This window comes from Rhodoferax koreense (assembly GCF_001955695.1).
Classification (GTDB): domain Bacteria; phylum Pseudomonadota; class Gammaproteobacteria; order Burkholderiales; family Burkholderiaceae_C; genus Rhodoferax_B; species Rhodoferax_B koreensis.
This window is the reverse complement of the sequence record NZ_CP019236.1, coordinates 2,331,515-2,349,955: the sequence shown is the minus strand read 5'-3', so window position 1 is coordinate 2,349,955 and position 18,441 is coordinate 2,331,515. Positions and strand designations below refer to the sequence as shown.

The 18,441-nt window shown below is 61.5% G+C and carries 21 protein-coding genes and 1 pseudogene; 8 read left to right on the top strand and 14 right to left on the bottom strand.

All coding sequences use genetic code 11. The features are described from left to right. Positions 1-143 precede the first annotated feature (143 nt). Positions 144-749, top strand: a complete 606-nt coding sequence (locus RD110_RS11120; RefSeq protein ID WP_076199439.1) for a TIGR00645 family protein — start codon at positions 144-146, stop codon at positions 747-749. Positions 750-780: 31 nt separating this feature from the next. Here the strand turns inward: RD110_RS11120 and RD110_RS11115 are convergent, their stop codons facing one another. The 4 genes and pseudogenes from RD110_RS11115 to RD110_RS11100 all read right to left on the bottom strand — a co-directional run. Continuing rightward, the gene (locus RD110_RS11115; protein ID WP_076199437.1) at positions 781-4,005 is read right to left on the bottom strand and encodes an EAL domain-containing protein; all 3,225 of its coding nucleotides are present in this window, start codon (positions 4,003-4,005) and stop codon (positions 781-783) included. Between the two features lie 215 nt (positions 4,006-4,220). Then, entirely contained in the window at positions 4,221-5,180 is a 960-nt protein-coding gene (locus RD110_RS11110; protein WP_076199435.1) for an alpha-E domain-containing protein, read from the bottom strand. 21 nt (positions 5,181-5,201) lie between these two features. Next, positions 5,202-6,710, bottom strand: coding sequence for a circularly permuted type 2 ATP-grasp protein (locus RD110_RS11105; protein WP_076199433.1), 1,509 nt, complete (start codon positions 6,708-6,710; stop codon positions 5,202-5,204). Positions 6,711-6,903: 193 nt separating this feature from the next. Further along, positions 6,904-7,206, bottom strand: a pseudogene (locus RD110_RS11100) (ComEC/Rec2 family competence protein); the annotation flags it as partial. Positions 7,207-7,322: 116 nt separating this feature from the next. Here RD110_RS11100 and RD110_RS11095 point away from each other — a divergent pair. Beyond that, positions 7,323-8,264 carry a tyrosine-type recombinase/integrase gene (locus RD110_RS11095; RefSeq protein WP_076199431.1) on the top strand — a complete coding sequence of 314 codons (942 nt, stop codon included), beginning with the start codon at positions 7,323-7,325 and terminating at the stop codon, positions 8,262-8,264. 179 nt (positions 8,265-8,443) lie between these two features. Here the strand turns inward: RD110_RS11095 and RD110_RS27955 are convergent, their stop codons facing one another. Beyond that, positions 8,444-8,620, bottom strand: a complete 177-nt coding sequence (locus tag RD110_RS27955) for a hypothetical protein (protein WP_157900157.1) — start codon at positions 8,618-8,620, stop codon at positions 8,444-8,446. A gap of 112 nt (positions 8,621-8,732) precedes the next feature. On the opposite strand from RD110_RS27955, the gene RD110_RS11090 reads away from it, so the two are divergent. The 6 genes from RD110_RS11090 (at position 8,733) to RD110_RS11065 (ending at position 10,764) form a co-directional block, all read left to right on the top strand. After that, positions 8,733-8,957, top strand: a complete 225-nt coding sequence (locus RD110_RS11090; protein WP_076199429.1) for a hypothetical protein — start codon at positions 8,733-8,735, stop codon at positions 8,955-8,957. A gap of 329 nt (positions 8,958-9,286) precedes the next feature. Next, the gene (locus tag RD110_RS11085; protein WP_076199427.1) at positions 9,287-9,508 is read left to right on the top strand and encodes a hypothetical protein; all 222 of its coding nucleotides are present in this window, start codon (positions 9,287-9,289) and stop codon (positions 9,506-9,508) included. A gap of 29 nt (positions 9,509-9,537) precedes the next feature. After that, complete coding sequence (locus RD110_RS11080) at positions 9,538-9,729, top strand: hypothetical protein (RefSeq protein ID WP_239467217.1); 192 nt, start codon at positions 9,538-9,540, stop codon at positions 9,727-9,729. Positions 9,730-9,754: 25 nt separating this feature from the next. Continuing rightward, the gene (locus RD110_RS11075; protein WP_076199423.1) at positions 9,755-10,294 is read left to right on the top strand and encodes a hypothetical protein; all 540 of its coding nucleotides are present in this window, start codon (positions 9,755-9,757) and stop codon (positions 10,292-10,294) included. Positions 10,295-10,311: 17 nt separating this feature from the next. Next, positions 10,312-10,506 carry a hypothetical protein gene (locus tag RD110_RS11070; protein WP_076199421.1) on the top strand — a complete coding sequence of 65 codons (195 nt, stop codon included), beginning with the start codon at positions 10,312-10,314 and terminating at the stop codon, positions 10,504-10,506. Positions 10,507-10,536: 30 nt separating this feature from the next. Further along, entirely contained in the window at positions 10,537-10,764 is a 228-nt protein-coding gene (locus RD110_RS11065) for a hypothetical protein (RefSeq protein ID WP_076199419.1), read from the top strand. A gap of 651 nt (positions 10,765-11,415) precedes the next feature. On the opposite strand, the gene RD110_RS11060 is transcribed toward RD110_RS11065, so the two are convergent. The 9 genes from RD110_RS11060 to RD110_RS11030 form a co-directional block, all read right to left on the bottom strand. Next, positions 11,416-11,796 carry a hypothetical protein gene (locus RD110_RS11060; protein WP_157900156.1) on the bottom strand — a complete coding sequence of 127 codons (381 nt, stop codon included), beginning with the start codon at positions 11,794-11,796 and terminating at the stop codon, positions 11,416-11,418. Further along, complete coding sequence (locus RD110_RS27950; RefSeq protein WP_157900155.1) at positions 11,793-12,263, bottom strand: hypothetical protein; 471 nt, start codon at positions 12,261-12,263, stop codon at positions 11,793-11,795. The genes RD110_RS11060 and RD110_RS27950 overlap by 4 nt, the downstream gene beginning before the upstream one ends. Further along, positions 12,260-12,673, bottom strand: a complete 414-nt coding sequence (locus tag RD110_RS11055; protein WP_394329447.1) for a glycoside hydrolase family 24 protein — start codon at positions 12,671-12,673, stop codon at positions 12,260-12,262. Before RD110_RS11055 ends, RD110_RS27950 begins: the two co-directional genes overlap by 4 nt. A 37-nt stretch (positions 12,674-12,710) precedes the next feature. After that, complete coding sequence (locus tag RD110_RS27945) at positions 12,711-13,259, bottom strand: hypothetical protein (protein ID WP_157900154.1); 549 nt, start codon at positions 13,257-13,259, stop codon at positions 12,711-12,713. A 128-nt stretch (positions 13,260-13,387) separates the two neighbouring features. Continuing rightward, a complete protein-coding gene (locus tag RD110_RS11050; protein WP_239467216.1) occupies positions 13,388-13,741 on the bottom strand; it encodes a phage holin family protein in 354 nt (117 codons plus the stop codon). 68 nt (positions 13,742-13,809) lie between these two features. Next, positions 13,810-14,193: a hypothetical protein gene (locus RD110_RS11045; RefSeq protein ID WP_076199411.1), complete on the bottom strand. Its 384-nt coding sequence runs from the start codon at positions 14,191-14,193 to the stop codon at positions 13,810-13,812. 7 nt (positions 14,194-14,200) lie between these two features. After that, entirely contained in the window at positions 14,201-14,644 is a 444-nt protein-coding gene (locus tag RD110_RS11040; RefSeq protein WP_076199409.1) for a hypothetical protein, read from the bottom strand. A 143-nt stretch (positions 14,645-14,787) separates the two neighbouring features. After that, a complete protein-coding gene (locus RD110_RS11035) occupies positions 14,788-16,851 on the bottom strand; it encodes a hypothetical protein (RefSeq protein ID WP_157900153.1) in 2,064 nt (687 codons plus the stop codon). Continuing rightward, positions 16,848-18,440: a hypothetical protein gene (locus tag RD110_RS11030; RefSeq protein WP_076199405.1), complete on the bottom strand. Its 1,593-nt coding sequence runs from the start codon at positions 18,438-18,440 to the stop codon at positions 16,848-16,850. The genes RD110_RS11035 and RD110_RS11030 overlap by 4 nt, the downstream gene beginning before the upstream one ends. Position 18,441 lies beyond the last annotated feature (1 nt).

Sequence of the window (18,441 nt, the reverse complement as noted above, 5' to 3'; positions counted from 1 at the left end):
AAGTCTAGGGTTAATCCGAACTGCGTCGTAATGTCGCGGCTCGCTCTTACAAGCGACTGACTGAAGGCTAGCTTACACCCGGCGCAATCCGTCACGGGTCACCCCTACAATTCCGCCTTTTTGCCTCACTACCGATCGGTCCGATGTCCAAACCTCCTGTTTCCCCCAACACCGGCCTGGGCCCTCTTGCCGGCTTCATCTTCGCCAGCCGCTGGCTGCAACTTCCGCTCTACCTCGGGCTGATCGCCGCGCAGGCGGTGTATGTGGTGCACTTCCTGGTCGAGTTGCTGCACCTGGTGGAAGCCGCCTTCGGCAACCAGACCGCCCTGCAGGCGCTGATCACCAGCATCGGCTACAACAACGCGGGCACACCACCGGCGCTCAACGAGACCATCATCATGCTGGTGGTGCTGGCGCTGATCGACGTGGTGATGATCTCCAACCTGCTGATCATGGTGATCGTCGGCGGCTACGAGACCTTCGTGAGCCGCATGAACCTGGAGAGCCACCCGGACCAGCCCGAATGGCTGAGCCACGTGAACGCCTCGGTGCTGAAGGTGAAGCTGGCCATGGCGATCATCGGCATCTCCTCGATCCACCTGCTCAAGACCTTCATCAACGCCGCCAACTACGACGTCAAGGTGCTAATGTGGCAGACCATCATCCACGTCGTCTTCCTGCTGAGTGCGCTGGCCATCGCCTACACCGACCGGCTGCTGACCGCCACCTACAACTCGCGGCACGAGTGAGCATCGCCCCCCTGCCGCCCGGGCTACCGGTTCAGGCCGGCGGCGCGCGCCGGCGTTCCGGCAGCAGGTGGCGCTCGTGCAGCCAGCCCTCGAAGGCGGCCGCCGGCATCGGCCGGGCGAAATGGAACCCCTGCAGCTCGTCGCAGTCGAGCAGCTTGAGCTGGCCGGCAAGCTCCTCGATCTCCACCCCCTCGGCGATCACGCGCAGCCCTAGCGTATGGCCCAGCGCGATGATCGCGCGCACGATGGCCAGATCCGTCGGGTCGCTCAGCATGTCGCGCACGAAGGACTGGTCGATCTTGAGCTTGTCGATGGCGAACCGCTTCAGGTAGGCGAGGCTCGAATAGCCGGTGCCGAAGTCATCGATCGACAACTGCACACCGAGTGCCTTCAGCGCGACGAGCTGCTCCTCGGCCAGGCTGGTGTTGTCCATCAGCAGCGACTCGGTGATCTCGATCTCGAGCGCGGCCGGCATCACCCCGTGCCGCTCCAGGCAGGCCTGCACCTGGGCCACCAGGTCGGTATCGGCCAGCTGCATGGCCGAAAGATTCACCGAAACATCGAGGAAGCCCAACCCCTGTGCATGCCAGCGCGCCAACTGGCTGCAGGCCTGCTCCAGCACCCAGGCGCCGATCGGACGGATCAGGCCGGTCTCCTCCGCCACCGGGATGAACTGCGACGGCGGCACCGCGCCGAGCTCGGGATTGTTCCAGCGCAGCAAGGCCTCCACCCCGATCACATCGAGCGTCAGCGCATTCACCTTGGGCTGGAAGTGCAGGCTGAATTCGCCGAGCGCCAGTGCTTGGCGCAGGTGGTTTTCCAGCGTCACGCGCTGCTGCGCCATTTGCTCGATCTCGGGCTCGTAGAAACGCGCCATGTCGCGCCCCTCGCTCTTGGCCACGTACATCGCGGCGTCGGCGCGGCGCATGAGCTGGTCGAGATCGCTGCCGTCATCGGGATAGAGCGACACGCCGACGCTGCACGACACATGCAGGTCATGCCCTTCCACATGGTGGGTCTGGCGGATCAGCGGGATCAGCCGCCGCTCGACCATCTGCTGCACCTCCGCCCGGTCGCTCACGCCGCGCAGGATCACCACGTATTCGTCGCCACCGAGCCGGCTCACGGTGTCGTCGGCGCGCACGGCATGGCTCAGCCGGTGGGCCACCGAGCGCAGCACGCCGTCGCCGATGTGGTGGCCCAGCGTGTCGTTGATGTTCTTGAAGCGGTCGAGGTCGATGAACAGCACGGCCACGCGCTCGCCGCTGACGGCCGCGGCCTTGAGGGCGATCTCCAGCCGCACCACGCACAGCGCACGGTTCGGCAGCTCGGTCAGCACGTCGTGCTGGGCCAGGAACTGCACGCGCGCCTCGGTGCGCTTGCGGTCGGTGATGTCCACCGAGATGCCGATGTATTGCGACACCGTGCTGTGCCGCGCGCCGTCGCGCACCGCCGAGATCATGAGCCACGCGGGATAGGTCTCACCCGAGCGTTTCACGAAGTTGACCTCGCCCTGCCAGGCGTCGCGCTCCTGCGACAGGTTGTCCAGACGCTGTCCGACAGTGATGGCCTGCTGCCCCTCGAGCAGGAAGCTCAGGTGCTCGCCGATGACCTCGTAGAAATCGTAGGAGGTGCTGCGGCAGAACGCGCGGTTCACGCTCAGGATCTTTTGCTGCGCATCCATGATGATGATGCCCTCGCTCGAGGCTTCGAAGACCTTGGCCCACAGCTCGAGCCGGCGCTCCATCACCTTGAGCACGTTGATCGGCGTGAAGGCCGTGAGCACCGCGTCGCGGCCCTGGAACTGCAGCCGCCGCGCCGACAGCACGGCCCACGACGGCTCGGCGCCGCCGAGCCAGCGCACCTCGAATTCGTCGACCGCACCGCGGTCCGACAGATGCTGGAAGAAACGGGTGCGCACGCCCGGCTCGAGCCCGGTACGCCAGGGGTCCGTGTTGTTGCCGGCCAGCCATTCCTGGGCCGGCGCATTGGCATGCAACACCTCGTGGTCGGGCACCGAGGTCATCACCAGCGCGATCGGGATCGCCTCGACCAGCGCCTGCTGGGCCTGCGCGGCACGTTCGCGCGCCGTGGCCTCCTGCTGCACCAGCCGCTGCTGGTCGAGCTGGGCCAGCATCTCGTTGAAGGCGGTGACGAGCTGGCCGATCTCGTCACGGCTGTGCCAGACCATGCGCCGCGTGTGGTCGCCCGTCTGGCGCACCGTGTCGGCCACGCCGGCCAGGTTCTTCAGCGGCCGCGAGATCTGCCGCGCGACGGCATACACCAGGCTCAGGATGCAGCTCAGCAGCAGCAGCGCCGTGCCCAGGTGCAGCCACATGCGCGTGAACAGCAGGTCCACGCGTTCGCGCAGCAACCGGTCCAAATCGGTGGCGGTGAGGGCCCAGGCCTGCGTCAGCGCCTCGAGCGAACCGGCGTAGTGGCCGCGCAATTGCTCCAGGCTGCGCGGGTTGACGCTGCCGTCGGCCAGGGCCTGCACCGCGGCCAGGAATTCGCCGAGCCGGTCTTCCAGCAGCTTGCGCCCGGGTTCGAGCGCAGTGCGCTGCACCAGCGTGCCCGCGGCGAAGGCCTGCGTGTAGTCGGAGCGGATGCCCAGCGCCACCGCGTCGAGCCGGCCGGCCAGGATCAGCAGTTCCGTGCGGCGGTCGGTCACGCCGCTGGCGCTCCCGGGCGAGGCGGCCGGCAGGATGCGCACGGTGTCGTTGAGCACCTCGAGCAACTCGGGAAAACGCAGCACCACCAGCGACATCGCGTAGTAGCTGTCGAGGTCGGGGTCGAGGATCAGGTTGGACTGGTTGCCCACCGTGGTGAGCAGTTCGCGCGCCTCGCGCACCAGGCCGCGCAGCGCGTTCTGGCGGTTCACTGCGCTGTTGGCGCCGGGCGCGTCGGGCGCCGGCACGCGCCGCCAGCTCTCGACGAAAGTACGGCTGGCCTCTTCCGTCTTCAGCGCAGGGTCATGCGCATCGCGCAGCTGATGCAGGCGTTCCAGCAGCACATCGGCCGCCTTGGGGTCGGCGGCCGGCGCGAGGAAGGGCACCATCAGCACATCGCGCACGGCCACGCTGTAGGTGGTGCCGACGATCTCCTTGCGGGTGAAGTCGATGGCCTGGAATTTCTCGTGGATCAGGATGCTCGAGACGTAGATGACCGCCGTCAGGTCGAGCAGGTAGATCAGGGTGAGCTTGCGGCCGACGCTCAGCCGACCCAGCCATCGGGTGAAGAGCTTGGTCAACGCCAGCGCCTCTTGCGTTGAGGCAGACCGGCAGGCGCGGCACTGACCTGATCCCGCACCGCCGAAACGGCGCGGCCACCATTCAAGGAATCAACGAAGGAGCGTCGCCAGTCGTCCCCCGTCATCAGTGACGCCCGGCCGCCCGAAGGCACTGACGCGTCCCCTTCGGGGGCAGCACAAATCGACGCATGGCGCCAAGCGATGAGCGGGGTCTCATCGTCTCAGGCCGCCGCGGGCACGAGGAACTCGCGGCTGATGTGCGAACCGAGTTCGTTGACCCGGTCGAGGAACTGGGTGAGGAACGCATGCAGGCCGGTGGCCAGGATCTCGTCGATGCGCGCGTACTGCAGGTCCGCGCGCAGCTTGCCGGCGCGGCGCAGGGTTTCGCTCGATGGATTGCTGGAAACCAGCCCCAGGTTGCTCAGCACTTCGTTCAGGCAGCCCAGCAGCGAGCGCGGCATGTCCTGGCGCAGGATCAGCAGTTCGGCCACGCGCTCGGGCTTGATCACGTCGCGGTAGACCTTGCGGTAGACCTCGAAGCCAGAGACGCTGCGCAGGATCGCACTCCAGTGGTAGAAGTCGTACTCCTGGTCCTTTTCGCTGGCGGCGCCGTAGAAGTCGCTCTCCACCGCGTGGAACTTCACGTCCACCAGGCGCGCCGTATTGTCGGCCCGCTCCAGGAACGTCCCCAGGCGCGTGAAGTGGAAAGCCTCGTCCTGCAGCATCGTGCCCAGCGTGACACCACGCGACAGATGGGAGCGGAACTTGACCCATTCGAAGAACTGGGCCGGGTCGGCTTCGAATTCACCGGCCTTGAGCATGCGGTTCACGTCGAGCCAGGTGGTGTTGAGCGTCTCCCAGACTTCGGTGGTCAAGGTGCCCCGAACGGCGCGGGCGTTCTCGCGCGCGGCACGCAGGCAGGAGATGATGGACGAGGGATTCTCCTCGTCCTTGACCATGAACTCCATCACCGACTTGGAGGTGATGTCGCCATGTTTTTCCTTGTAGGGGTAGAGCAACTCGCTGATCGACAGCAGGCCCTGCAGCCCGACCTGCGCGACGGCGGCGGATTGCGGCAGCAAGGCGGTCTGGTAGTTGATGTCGAGCATGCGCGCGGTGTTCTCTGCACGCTCGGTGTAACGGGACATCCAGAAAAGATGGTCGGCGGTTCTTGAAAGCATGTTTTTTCCTCGGCCCGTTGTTCAGGATTGGGATTGGGATTGCGCAACGACGGGCACGGTAGCGGGCACGGCGTCGTCTTCGAGGATCCAGGTGTCCTTGGTGCCGCCGCCCTGCGACGAGTTGACCACCAGCGAGCCTTCCTTCAGCGCCACGCGCGTCAGGCCGCCCGGCACCATCTGCACCTCCTTGGCCGACAGCACGAAGGGACGCAGGTCGATGTGGCGCGGTGCGATCCCGCTTTCCACGAAGGTCGGGCAGCTGGAGAGCGACAGCGTGGGCTGCGCGATGTAGCCGCTCGGGTTGGCCAGCACGGCGGCGCGGAATTCCTCGATCTCGGCCTTGGTGGCGGCGGGGCCGACCAGCATGCCGTAGCCGCCGGCGCCGTGCACTTCCTTGACCACCAGGTCCTTGAGGTTGGCCAGCGTGTAGGCCAGGTCGTCCTTGTTGCGGCACATGTAGGTCGGCACGTTGTTCAGGATCGGCTTTTCGCCGAGGTAGAACTCGATCATCTTCGGTACGTAGGGATAGATCGACTTGTCGTCGGCCACGCCGGTGCCGACGCCGTTGCAGATGGTCACGTTGCCGGCCGAATACGCCGCCATCAGGCCATCGCAGCCCAGCGTGGACGTGGGGCGGAACACCTGCGGATCGAGGAAGTCGTCGTCCACGCGGCGGTAGATCACGTCGACACGCTTCGGGCCACGCGTGGTGCGCATGTAGCAGAACTTGTCCTTCACGAACAGGTCCTGGCCTTCGACGAGCTCGACGCCCATCTGCTGGGCCAGGAAGGCATGCTCGAAATAGGCGCTGTTGTACATACCGGGCGTGAGCACCACCACCGTGGGCTCGGCCGTGGCCGCGGGCGCCGAGGCGCGCAGGGTTTCGAGCAGCAGGTCGGGGTAATGCGCGACGGGGGCGACACGGTGGCGGTTGAACAGGTCGGGGAACAGCCGCATCATCATCTTGCGGTCTTCGAGCATGTAGCTCACGCCGCTGGGCACGCGCAGGTTGTCTTCGAGCACGTAGTACTCGCCCTCGCCCTTGGCGTTGGGCGCGCGCACGATGTCCACACCCGAGATGTGCGAGTAGATGTTGTTGGGCACATCCACGCCCATCATCTCGGGGCGGAACTGCGCGTTGTTGATGACCTGCTCGCGCGGGATGATGCCGGCCTTGAGGATTTCCTGGTCGTGGTAGACGTCGTGGATGAAGCGGTTCAGGGCGGTCACGCGCTGGACCAGGCCTTTTTCCATGCTGCCCCATTCGTGGGCCGGGATGATGCGGGGGATCAGGTCGAATGGAATCAGGCGCTCGGTGCCGGAGCCGTCCTCGTCCTTGGCGCCGTAGACCGCAAACGTGATGCCGACGCGGCGGAAGATCATCTCCGCTTCCTCGCGCCGCTTGGCCATCATGTCCCCGGGTTGCTTGGCGAGCCAGGCGTCGTAGATCTTGTAATGGTCCCGGATCTGCTCGCCGTTCGAGAAGAACTCGTAGGGCAGCTTGGTGTACATCTCGTCAAATTTCTGCATAAAAGTTCCATCTCCTGAAAACAAAGAATAGCAAGTTGCGCGCCAGCGACCATGTCCAGCGCCGCCCGGTACGCACGAGATATCCACCCATTTCTCATCGATCGATGTCCGCACCCTGGTAAACCCGCAGACCCCGCGTACGAAGCATTCATCGTATACCGGCGATCCCCAGGACTTGGCCGGGAGGGTGTTTTCATCCCTCTTTTTTTGCGAGCTCGGGCGCGTTCGCGCGTGGCGCCAGACGGTGTTGCCAGTACCGTTGTTGCGTGTCGCGCTCGCAATCCGGCGCGTCCCCGTCGGCCGAAGACCACCGCATGGCGCCACAGCGCGCCGAGTCGAAAACCGCGATGCCGCGTTCGTCGTAGCGCGCCAGCACCGGCGCCGCCGGATGGCCGAAGCGGTTGCGGTAACCCGCCTGGACCAGCGCGAACCGCGGCGCCACCGCGTCGACGAAGGCCGGGCTGCTGGACGTCTTGCTGCCGTGGTGCGGAAGCATCGTATGGAACCATGATGAAACAGTGTCGGTTTCACGCCTGTAGGCGCTGGATGGTCACATCGCGGGATAAGATAGTTCCCCGCATCAATCCCGCATGCGATCCCGCACAACAACCCATGGCCTACATACGAAAACTCTCAACCGGCTGGCGCGCCGAGGTGCAAAAGCACGGAAGTCGATCCAGCAAAGTCTTTGACACCAAGCGCGAGGCGCAGAAGTGGGCCATGGATACAGAGGCATCTCTGGATTCGTTGAAGGGCTCAGGCGGCATGACCTGGGAGCAGGCATCAACCAAATATCTTGCCACGGTGGTGCAAGAGAAAGCAGCAAGCGCCGCAGACTGGGAGCGCCGTCGCCTGGATGAGATGGCGGTCTATTTTGGTGCAGAGACGCCCCTCGCCTCTATCACAAGCCAGATGCTGGGTGAGTGGCGGGACACGCGCCTGAAAGACGTAAGCGGGTCAACGGTCATCCGGCAGTTCACGGTAATGCGATGCCTATTTCGTGTGGCAGTGGAGGAATGGAAGGTTCTGACTTCAAACCCATGCAAGGGGGTGAGAATGCCCGAGCACCTACCGCCGCGGCATCAAGTCTGGACGTGGAGACTGATCAAGCGCGTTCTTCGCGCCCAGCGCGATGGAAACACGCTGCAAACCATTCGCGCGTTCCATATCGCCCTGCACACCGGCATGCGTTTGAACGAGATCCTTGCGGCGCGGGTGGTCGGGAAGGTGGCAATTCTGGAGCGCGACAAGAACAGCGGAAAAGCATCACCGCCCATCAAAGTACCCCTCGCGCGGAAAGGCGCGGCCTTGTTTGCAAAGTACCAGCCGTTCACCGTGCGGCCAGACATCGCCAGCGCACTGTTCTCAGACTTGACCGACCAGTTGCTGATCGATGGCTTGACGTTCCACGACAGCCGCGCCACCGCGCTGACGATGTTGTCCCGTCGAATGGATGTGATGACGCTGGCCAGAATCAGCAGGCACAAGAACTTGAAAATACTGATGGAATCGTATTACCGTGAAACCGCAGAACAGATCGCCGCCAGGCTATAGCCGTCTGCTGGATCATTCGCAGACACCTCGATTCACGCCCAAGTCATTGATTGACATTGGTTTTCCAGCAATTCCACCGCTGGAAATACAACCAAACGAGCGCGTTACCGGTCATTTGAAATCAACTACTTACGCGGTAGTTTTGAACTGGATCGCATCCCCTTTGCCGGAAGCTGCGGCTAGGGGGTCTTCGGCAGCTTGGCCTTGGCCAGCACTTCGCGTGCCCACTTCAGCCCTTCTTTCTTGCCGAGCGAATCGATCTTCGCCCACACACTTTTCGGCAGGAACATGGCGCGCCGCTCCAACGGTTCTTCGAGCGGGGGGCGCCCACGGGCGCGTTTTTCTTCATCGGTCATGCGGCAATTGTAGTGCCACTGAAAATATATTTGTTGTGGCATCAAAAATAGCTTGCAATCTCTATTTATGGTGGCACAATAAATACATCGACAACGCACCGGGAAGAACAAAATGATCTCAGTCAACATCGCAGCAGTGGAATCCAAGTACGGCAACAAGATCGCCGCCGTGATCCTCTCCGCAACTGCCGCCAACAACGGTCGCCTCAACGGCCTGGCGATGACGGAATCGCAAAAGTTCACCGCCCGCCGCGCTGTCAAGCTGGGCCTGATGACCGAGCACCACGCGATGTTCCCCGGCTTCCGCGAAGTGCCGATGTTTGAACTGGCGGCTTAAATGAGCGCGCCTTGGTGGCAGAAATGCCCGACGCACGGGCCTGCGAAGCAGGGAGCATGGGGATGTCCTGATTGCGTGCGCGAGATGCGTGAAGAGCGTCTCTCCCAGGCTTGGCAACCGATCGAGACGGCGCCGAAGGATGGCCGCTCGATGCTGGTGTACTGCAACCGGATGATTGTTGAGGCGTGGTACGCCAGCGCTTGGGACAAGTTCGCCAGTGCGGTAACCGGTGGAACCCACGGTCTCGATGCGCCAACTCATTGGATGCCACTGCCGCCAATTCCCACCACCACACAGGCCGACCCCATCCCTGCCCGACGCACATCCACATGAACAATGACGAAAACAGCCTGAGCGAGTCCGACCGCTTTGAGGTGGCCAACATCCTGACTCGCCGGTCCAATGAGATTGCGGGCTTCGCCGATGCGTACCGCAATGATCCGAAGCACTTCGGCAGCGTCGAAATGGCGCTGTCCCGCGAGATCGACCGGTTGCGCAGTCTTGCCGACCGCGTGAAGAATGCAACCCCCTTGCCGGGTACATCAAAATGAACAACCAAAGATTTTCCAAGGCCGCCGCGTTGAAAGCCCTGTATGCGCGAGCAGACCGCATCGCAGCAGACCAACAATTCGACATGGGCAATGGGACGTCACAGCTCAAGCCAAAGAACCGGATGTCCGATGAGGACGTGCGCCGGGCGGTCGAATACGGCCGGATGCGTGCCTTCGAGCAGTTCGCCAAGGCCATCGAAGACGGGCTCCGTTTCGAGTGATTCCCACCCACTGCCCGAGAAGCCCATGACAACTGATATCGACACCAAGATGCAGCGCTGCCTGGAGTTCCTGCGCCCCATTGCGTTGCCCGCCGAAAAGAAGGCAGATCATGCGCACTGGATTGCCGCTCGGAACGCTGACCCCGAGCAAGGCGAGGATTACTGCCGCGCGTGCTGTCAAAAGGAGGTGGACCGTTTGAATGCGGAAAACCCGGACGGTGAATACCTCGTGGACGGCGGCTGGGGTTCGGAGTCGGATACGTCGGGCGTATGTTCGGGCTGCGGTGAGCCGCTTCACGTTGGGCTCACCGAACACGGCGTTTCGTCCGAGCTTGAGCACTTCGAGCGACATCGGATCAACCTGCGCGGAACGCACGCCCCCTACACAGCCTTTTATCTGGTGGCCACGCTTGAAAGCGCATTTATCGGCGACGTGGACAAATGCAGCTGGCTCCGAGGCCATCAGGCCGATCACGTCAAGCGCAACCAGCAAGGCGTCCGAAAATTGCTGCGCCGCATCGATGCCATTCGTGGCCGCATGGCCGCAATCCCACCCACTGTCTGAGCAGATCGAGAAACAAAATGAAATTCCACCTTGAGGCAAAAGTGACCATCAGCGCCCGCACGGTCGTGGAGGCCGACACCCTTGAGGCCGCCATCAAAATCGCGGCGGGCCGGGCCACGGCATCCTGGGAGCCGTCGCTGAACGACGAAGAGGTCTGGATATGCGATGACGTGGACGGCACGCCTTTCGACATTGAGAGCCAGACGCTCTAACTTCCCACCCACCTACCTGGAAGAGCCGACATGACGAAAGACGAGATCATTGAGACTGCACGTAAGGCCGGCTTCCTGACGGGCAAGATCGACTATGCCGGCATTGAGGGCGCCTACGACGTGGTGCAGTCCAGGGCGACGGGAAACATGCTGGCGGAGTTAACCAAATTCGCGGAATTGGTAGAGCAGCGATATTTCGTCGCTACCACGCCGGCCGAACTGGATGCCGTCTTTGCCCGCATCGAGGCAGGGGGATAGGATTTCATGGACCCTGCGAGGGCAGGGCCATCATTGAAGCGTCGGCGCGGCGAGCGAAGTACAAGCGGACCGCGTAGGATGTGCAACGAGCTCTACCCGAAACGGATACCTCGCCCGGCTCACGACCGGGGCGCTTCAATGATGGTGAATGCGCAGGCTGATGCGCCTAGAGCAAGTGACGGGTTCATGCACCAGGCCCGGATGCGAGACGAAGCGCGAGAGATCGCAGGGTGTAGTAAGCCGGAGATCAGCACCGGCCAGCATCAACCCATCCTCCGTGCGCCAATGGCGCCAATCCCACCCACTGCCGGTGAAGATGGGGCTATCTGCCTTGGATTGGGGTGATGGTGGCAGGTGCTGAATTTCCTGCTTGTGTGCGTCGCCTCTAAGGATTGCCCCGGCGCCCATCACAAACTCCCGCTACACGGATAGAGATAGCGGTTCTATCGCTCGCGCATCAGCAATTGCGCATTCACCATCAAGTTAGGCCTCCGAGCACGGCAAATGCAACGGCCCCTCCGCACTGCCTTACGGCTCGCGGTGTTCTCCAGTTCTGAACTAAAGCCTAACTTGATAGCCCTCGTCTTTCCGAGGTGTCAGACCAGCTGGCCGAGGCCTAGATTCTAAATCTTCGTCCCCGATAAGTCGAGCCTAGAGGACGGCAAAGTTCGACTCTGTGAAATGCGCGCCTTCCTCGCCCGAGGCCGTTATCTCCACCCAATTCATGGGTATGCCGTCAACCACTGTTGGGCGCAACCAAGTTGCCTTAACGAGCGGCATTCGCTCACGCAGCATGTCGAGGTGGATGTCTGTCATTGCCGCGTAGACGTGGGACACGCCCATTTCGTGGAAGGGCTTGAGCCCAACTGTCTCCATCAGCTTGTAGAAGCCTGCGCCCATCAGGCTGTCGATCATGCCGTTGTCGCCCATGCGCGCGACCTGCAGCGATGACGTGGGGCGCTTGTCCGGGCCGCGCTCAAACACCAGCACGGTGTCGCGGCGGTGCACGATGCGGTAGGTGATGTCGCTCATCTTGGCCAAGCCTCAAGCAGCATCTTTACATCGCTGGCGTGCTGGTCAGCTGCTCGGCCCAGCTCTTGAACTTCAGCCGTACACGCTCCGAGTACGGAACGGATGGAAGCTGTAGCCCGATCTCCGGCGGCTTCGGGTTGGCCGGGCACGTTTGAGGCAGTGGGGGCGCTGGCAAGGTCGAGCAACCTGCGGCGCTCAGCGTCAACAGCAAGATAAGCAGCCTGAAAGGCTTGCGTGCGTTTTGTAGCTGCATTTTGTGCCTCTATTACTCGGGATTGACGAAGGGTTTCAAGACGGCGGTTTTCGGATTCGGCCGAAGCCGCGGCTTGCTGCTGGGCGATGGTGGATCTGTCCCAATCGGCGCGGACAGATGCTTTGCCGGCGCGATAGATGAAGGCGTGGGTGAAGATGAGGAACGCAGCCAGACCTAGGGCAATCCAGGTCTTGGGCGACAGCCAGGCGATCACAGCACTTCGCCCCCGGCCATCAGATACGCCGCACGTAGCGCTTGCATGGACCTCTCGGGCTGGCCATACCCGGCCCCTGGCAGAGATGCCCACAGGTTGCGCACGGCCGCCACGGCTTGATCGAACGAGCCAGCATCGATCAGCGGCAGGGCACCACGCTCGCGGATCAACTGAATGGCCCACAGATCCTGAGACACCGGCCCGAAATCGGCCAGGTTCAACTGCTTCTTGTAGTGCGCCCAGTCCTTCAGCATGAACTGATAGCGGCCGGAAGCGGTCGAGTACAGGCCCTTGCTGTTGATCTGCTTTGGCTTGCGACCGTTGGCAAACGGGTGGTCGCTGTAGTCATCGAAGATTTCAGGACCATCAAGCCCGGTCACGATCACGTCAAAACCATTATTCCGGCTCATTGGGTGAGTTGATGTTCCCTCTGATATCGATAGCATATCAAGGAACGCTTTTCGATTTACGCTTAATTGAGTGCCCATTTTTAAACAATCCTTTATTCGGAATGGCCTTTAGCCGATCCTTAAGAGATGCGATATACAGATGAGGACTTGGACCAGACCATATAAAATGCTCCGCGCTTTTCCTAACGCAGCAGGCTTCGAAGAAATCTTCGTAATATCCCAATGCAACACGCTTTTTTTCATGGTTTATAAAAACAAACCAGCGGTTGGTCCTATGGAACCACGAGACGCCCTTCAGTCCAGATGAGTTGTCTTCCCTTATCTTCGTGTTTGTTGCCTGAGTAAATCGTGAGGCCCACCGAACATTTCCTGGTTCATAGTCCCCGGATGGATTGATTCTGTCCAGCGTGAATCCAGGCGCAGGCGGCTCCCCAACATCGGCTAGGAATTTCGCGAATGTTCCCCATTGCGGACAAACTTTTACTCCCTTGCCGCCATAGAATTTGTACGCGGTATTGTTTGGGTTTTCGCAGCGCTGGCGCATTGCAATCCATGCTCTGTAAATAGGATGCTTGTGAAATACCATTGCCAACTCCATAAGTAAATTGGCAATTATACTTCATACGTCGTAACCTTTGTTCTGCGTCATTGGGCTGGTGCTGGTGCCCTCGGACACGCTGAGCATGTCGAGGAAGGCTTGTCGGTTTGCATTCATCAGCGTTCTCCCAAAGGTGCGTTACCTGTCTCTTCCAGGCTGATGCCGAGCCGCTTCTCAGCCAGGCGCTTACCTGCGCGCTCCACCATCACCAGCATCCGCGCGCCAAGATGACCCGACACGCCCACAATCGCGCCGGTGTACAAGGGCTGGATGGTCAAGGCTTCACAGATCCAGAACGTGATCAGCCCCACGAATGCGCTCACGCACAGCTCACCAATCAGGGCGGAAAGGCTGTAGGTCATCGCATCCCCCTTGCGGATGGCCAGATACCACCGCACCAAGCCGCCGAGCATTGCAATGCCCAGCATGGCGCCGTACTCATAGAGGCTGTAGCTGAGCGGGCTTTTCATGGTGGACTGAGCCCATACAGCGATGGGCGTCAGGAGGTGCGCGCAGAGGATGAGGGTTAGGAGGAATCTCACGTGGCCTCCATTGCTGCAACAATCGACGCCTTCCGCTCCGCAGTGAGTAGGCCCATGGCCACCAAGGCAGACAAACCATCTCGCGTGCGCTGGTCTGCAATCGTCACGTACTGCGCAGCCAGTAATCGGTCGTACCAGAGCTTGACCTGCGGATTGGTCATGGCCGCTGTTGCAACCGAAAGCTGCTCGCCAGCGGTGAACAGGTCGAGTAGTTCAAGACTTGTGAATTGGCGAGGCTGCGGGGCAACTGCGGCCGGCTGGCTCAACGCATCGGCTTCGGCTTTTGAGATGGCTTTCAACTCGCGCCCGATGAAGGCGTCCTGCGATCCATCGGCTTCGAATGCGTAGACGACATTCGCGGGGTTTTTGAAGTATTTCATGTGCGCCTCAACGAAGTTCGAACCAGGAGGTGAGCGAGCCCTGCGTGACCGCAAAGACATAAGTGGCACCGTTCGGGATGAGTGCGCAAGCGGTCAAGGTCGTGTTGGCTGGCGTCGATCCCGCAGTGGCGACGTTGATCCCGATCCCAGACACCCCGGCAATGTTCCAGGCCACGGCAAGTGTGCTGTTCGCAACCAGGCCAGATGCAGAGGCAGCGACCATGATGGACCGGCCTGTGCTGTTGGTGTACGTCGTGTTGATCGCACGGCTGGCGGTGAGGTTCTGCCAAGTCTGGTTGGTGATGGCGTCGGCCTGGTCACGCAATGTGGCGATGAATGCGCCGTGGTAACGGATCGCATCGTCCAGTGTCGAGGGTGGGTCAGAGGCGCCGTCCGGGCCGTTCAGGGCGGCGTTGGTCGAAAGGCTGGCGAGGGTGGTTTGAACTGCCATGTTGCTCCTAAAATGCGAAAACCCGCTCGGTGGCGGGTCTGGAACTAAAAGTGAAACCTGATCAAAGTACCGAAAACTCCGTGGCCGCCCTGTGGCTGGTCGTGCCGATCCTGGTCATCGGCGTGTCGGTCTTTGTCTTTTTCTTAGCGCTGATTTAGCAGTCCGCCGCCGACCAGGGCGTTAACTTGGGCGTTGACCAGCTCTGGATCGATGTAGTTCTTCGATGCCATGGCATTGACCACGCGAGGCGACGTGACAGCCCGAGAAAGCATGTTGATGCCACCAATACCGGCCGCTGCGCTGAGTGGCACGGCAGGATTCAGCAAGCCACCAAGCGCGGCCGCACCGCCGCCGGCCACAGTGGCCAAAATCCCGCGTGCTGCAGAGTTCGCGCCCGTACCGGACGGGTTGGCCCACATCTTGGAGGTGTCGCGCATCATGCTGGTGGCGCGAGCTACGCTGTCTACCGCTGACTTGACTTCTGCCGAGTTCTTGAAGCCCGAAAAAAGCTCTTGTCGGGTTGCCGGTGTCATGCGGTTCCAGTTGGTCAGGAACGTTTCAGGGCTCCATGCCGTGCCAGCATCGTTTTGCACACCGTTGGTAGCCCGTCCAAGCCGCTCGATCACGGTTCCAGCGGCATCACCGCGCGCACCCTCTGGAAGAGACTTCTTCACCGCCTGCAGGGTGGACAAGTTGTCTTCTGCAGACTTGGCGTACATGCGGAAGGCTTGTTCTGGTGTTCCTGCATCGGCGAAAGGCGCCACGCGTTCCATCCGGGCCAAGTTGGCGCGGTTGTAGTTGTTGGCGCGATTGAAGGCCTGGGTAGCGGCTGGACTGGTCTGTTCTGCGGCGGTGCGCATGTCGCCACTCAATGCACCATAGAGCGGATTCCACTTGCTGCGTGGAACGTCACTCATGATGGTGTTGTCGGAAATCTCATTCCCCACGGCGGTGCGCAACTGCTTCACAGCGGTGAATGGCAGCTTGTCGGTGGACGATCCACCAGGGATGGCGGCTACTGGAACGGCGACGGGCGCATTCATCAGACCACCACCACCACGAATGTCCAGCATGACGCCCGGACGCGTACCTTGCGTGTCGGCCTCAATGGCTCGGCCGATGCCAAGCATGCGCGAATTCTGGAACAGCGGCGACAGGTTTGGGGCACCCTCGATCTCGGGATTCAGTGCTCGGATCGTTGCCTTGGTGTTGGCCACATTGACCGGCGTTTGTGCTGGGATCACTTCATCCAGCTTGTTGTATAGCTGCTTTGTCGTAGCCTTGCCCTGGTCCCTGAAGTCACGGTTCAGCCCACTCTGGATAGACATGCCAGATTCCAGTGTGCCGCGGTTGTTGGATGCTTGGTTGGCCGCCTCTTGGGCCTTTTGCTGCAAGCCAGCGATGGCGGCATCCCGAGCTTTGCCCATCACCGTTAGGGCGCCAGGCGTGCTTTGGAGCAGATTTTCCACACCGCCAATTAGCTTGTTACCCGAGGCAAGGCCAAGCGTCGGATTGTCAACGCCCGCATTCTTCAGATCTTGGATGCGCTGCGCCATGTTCTGCCGGCCAGCTTCACCACCGCGCACGCCGCGCTGAACCAAATCCGTGCCGTATGTCTGGATACCGGTTGGGGCCATGCCGGCGGCGATGGCTAACGCCGTGTCGCCCGTGGAGTCATAGACCAGCTTGCCAGAACTTGCGCTAAGTGCGGAATTGATGCCCTGATTCACCGCTTGCTGGACGGTGTTAGGCTTCATCACGCCGGTCAAGGCGCCGCCGATGGCCTGTGTGTATCCACCCTCATAGTCAGGGTTGGCCGGATCGACCATCAAACGCCCAGCATCGGACTTGCGCGCCTGCTTCAGAAGCCATTCGCTGGAGCCTGGAATCTCGTCGCGAGGACGAATCTGCAGTGCATCTGGAGTCTTGCCAGTGATGGCGGTATACGGCGTGCCGATAAGTGCTTTGCCGAGGTCGAGCACGTTGGCCGCGGTGTCCACAGGTAGGCCGGCTAGGCGCGTCAGACCACGAAAATACCCCGTCCCCAGGGCATTTCCAGTATCCATGACTGCCGAGCCTGTTCCCTTCGCCTTCGGCTCCAGGGTGCTGGCTGGAGCTTTCGGTGTCGAGAAAATGGACTCATCGAAACCCGCAGACGTTGCCTCCCCCTTGGGTGTGCCGAACACATCAGGATCGAATCCACTCATTTGCCAAACAGCGGGTTAGCGCTGGACCAATTTGCGAGTTGAGAATAGAAGCCGTTGTCGAGCTTCCCATACTTCGCCTCGTACTTCCGAGCGAAATCGGCGACTTGCTGATTGCGTGTTTCGACCGCGATGCCGGCCTGGATGATTTGCTTGCGGCCTTGTGCCGTCTGGCCGATATCAGGCGTCATGCTGGAAAGAAAATTCCGATCGGCATCCGACATCGCACCGGGCATGCCAGCACCACCAGCAGGATTGCGCAGGCCAAGGGCAATCTCTCGGCTCATGGCAAGCGCCGCTTCCTTGTTCGGGAGGTTCTTGTCCACTTTCATGCCGAGCGAGTTCATTGCGCTGGCGAACTGAACACCCTTGTCAGAGAGCGCGCCGCCTTCAAAGTCGCCCAACAGCTTGTCGATCTGCTGCAGCTTCGCAATGCGACTTGGCGCACTGAAACCAGCAGAAACGATGTTCTTGCGCTGCTCGACCTGATCCTTGGCAACACCGCTCTGATAAGCAGAATCAGCGGTGTTCCGGCTTTGTTCCTGCGGCGACAGCTCCACCACATTGCCACCAGGTGCGCCCACGGTCGGGCCGCCGTTAGTCATCTGCCGCGAGTAGGCGTCATAGGCGTTGGCGCGCTCCTGTGGATCTTTGATGGCAGCGATCATCGGCAGAACCGTTTCTGGAGCACCCTGGAAACTGCTGGTCATGCCGCCTTGAGCCTGAGGCAGGTTCTGCAGCGATGCCCGATAGTCAGAGGTCGCTGGCTGCACGTTGGACAGGACCGAGCCGATGCGCTTGCGACCATCAGGTCCAATGGTCGGCGTGCCTTCTTTGTAGGCGGCTCCGCTGCGATTGGTGATGTCTTGGTAAGCACCGTAGGTTTCCAGCGCGCCCATGGGGGTTCCAACACGTACACCGCCCTGCCCGTCTGGCATAGTCACAGAGGTCATGCCGTTGGCCGCGGTGTTCACGCCAGGGATGAAGCCCTGCTGCAGTTTGTTCTTGTCGTAGGCATAGCCATTCGTCACCTGCATATCCGGCGTGCCGCGCTTCTCCACCATGGCCGCGATACCCTTGCCGCCGTTGAAAACGAGGTCGTATTTCAGCGCTTCGGCGGGGATGCCGTATTGCTTGGACATGGCATCGAGCGTGCCGGCCGCTGGCGTGCCCTGCTGCGCGCCAGCATAAGGCGCGGGCATGGGCGCAGTGCCGCCACTGCCTGCCACGTTTTGGCCGGGCATTGGTGCCGTGCCGGCACTACTGGTGATGTTGGCCCCAGGCATCGCTCCAGGCTGCTGCGTGGTGGTCGCTGGTTGACCGATGCCGAGCAACTGGTTCTGGATGTCCATTTGCCGTTGGGACATCGCCAACTGCTGACGGCGCATGGCATCTTGGCTGGTGTTTTCGGCGATCTGCGATTGCAGGAGAGCATTCTTCAGCTTCTCCATGTTCTGCGCCTGGCCCACTTGCATAGCGCCCTGCACACGCTGGCCGATGTTCATCGGCACGGTGGAAGGGCCACCAGCAGCCAGCAGGTTGATGCCAAGCTGGGCGTCGGGGTTGTTGAGGAAGTCGAGCAAGCCAGCCATA

Coding starts and splice junctions, on each gene's coding strand:
- RD110_RS11120 (WP_076199439.1), top strand. CDS start 144: ATGTCCAAACCTCCTGTTTCCCCCAACACCGGCCTGGGCCCTCTTGCC.
- RD110_RS11110 (WP_076199435.1), bottom strand. CDS start 5,180: ATGCTTTCAAGAACCGCCGACCATCTTTTCTGGATGTCCCGTTACACC.
- RD110_RS11105 (WP_076199433.1), bottom strand. CDS start 6,710: ATGCAGAAATTTGACGAGATGTACACCAAGCTGCCCTACGAGTTCTTC.
- RD110_RS11095 (WP_076199431.1), top strand. CDS start 7,323: ATGGCCTACATACGAAAACTCTCAACCGGCTGGCGCGCCGAGGTGCAA.
- RD110_RS27955 (WP_157900157.1), bottom strand. CDS start 8,620: ATGACCGATGAAGAAAAACGCGCCCGTGGGCGCCCCCCGCTCGAAGAA.
- RD110_RS11090 (WP_076199429.1), top strand. CDS start 8,733: ATGATCTCAGTCAACATCGCAGCAGTGGAATCCAAGTACGGCAACAAG.
- RD110_RS11085 (WP_076199427.1), top strand. CDS start 9,287: ATGAACAATGACGAAAACAGCCTGAGCGAGTCCGACCGCTTTGAGGTG.
- RD110_RS11075 (WP_076199423.1), top strand. CDS start 9,755: ATGACAACTGATATCGACACCAAGATGCAGCGCTGCCTGGAGTTCCTG.
- RD110_RS11070 (WP_076199421.1), top strand. CDS start 10,312: ATGAAATTCCACCTTGAGGCAAAAGTGACCATCAGCGCCCGCACGGTC.
- RD110_RS11065 (WP_076199419.1), top strand. CDS start 10,537: ATGACGAAAGACGAGATCATTGAGACTGCACGTAAGGCCGGCTTCCTG.
- RD110_RS11060 (WP_157900156.1), bottom strand. CDS start 11,796: ATGAGCGACATCACCTACCGCATCGTGCACCGCCGCGACACCGTGCTG.
- RD110_RS11055 (WP_394329447.1), bottom strand. CDS start 12,673: ATGAGCCGGAATAATGGTTTTGACGTGATCGTGACCGGGCTTGATGGT.
- RD110_RS27945 (WP_157900154.1), bottom strand. CDS start 13,259: ATGGTATTTCACAAGCATCCTATTTACAGAGCATGGATTGCAATGCGC.
- RD110_RS11050 (WP_239467216.1), bottom strand. CDS start 13,741: ATGAAAAGCCCGCTCAGCTACAGCCTCTATGAGTACGGCGCCATGCTG.
- RD110_RS11045 (WP_076199411.1), bottom strand. CDS start 14,193: ATGAAATACTTCAAAAACCCCGCGAATGTCGTCTACGCATTCGAAGCC.
- RD110_RS11040 (WP_076199409.1), bottom strand. CDS start 14,644: ATGGCAGTTCAAACCACCCTCGCCAGCCTTTCGACCAACGCCGCCCTG.
- RD110_RS11035 (WP_157900153.1), bottom strand. CDS start 16,851: ATGAGTGGATTCGATCCTGATGTGTTCGGCACACCCAAGGGGGAGGCA.
- RD110_RS11030 (WP_076199405.1), bottom strand. CDS start 18,440: ATGGCTGGCTTGCTCGACTTCCTCAACAACCCCGACGCCCAGCTTGGC.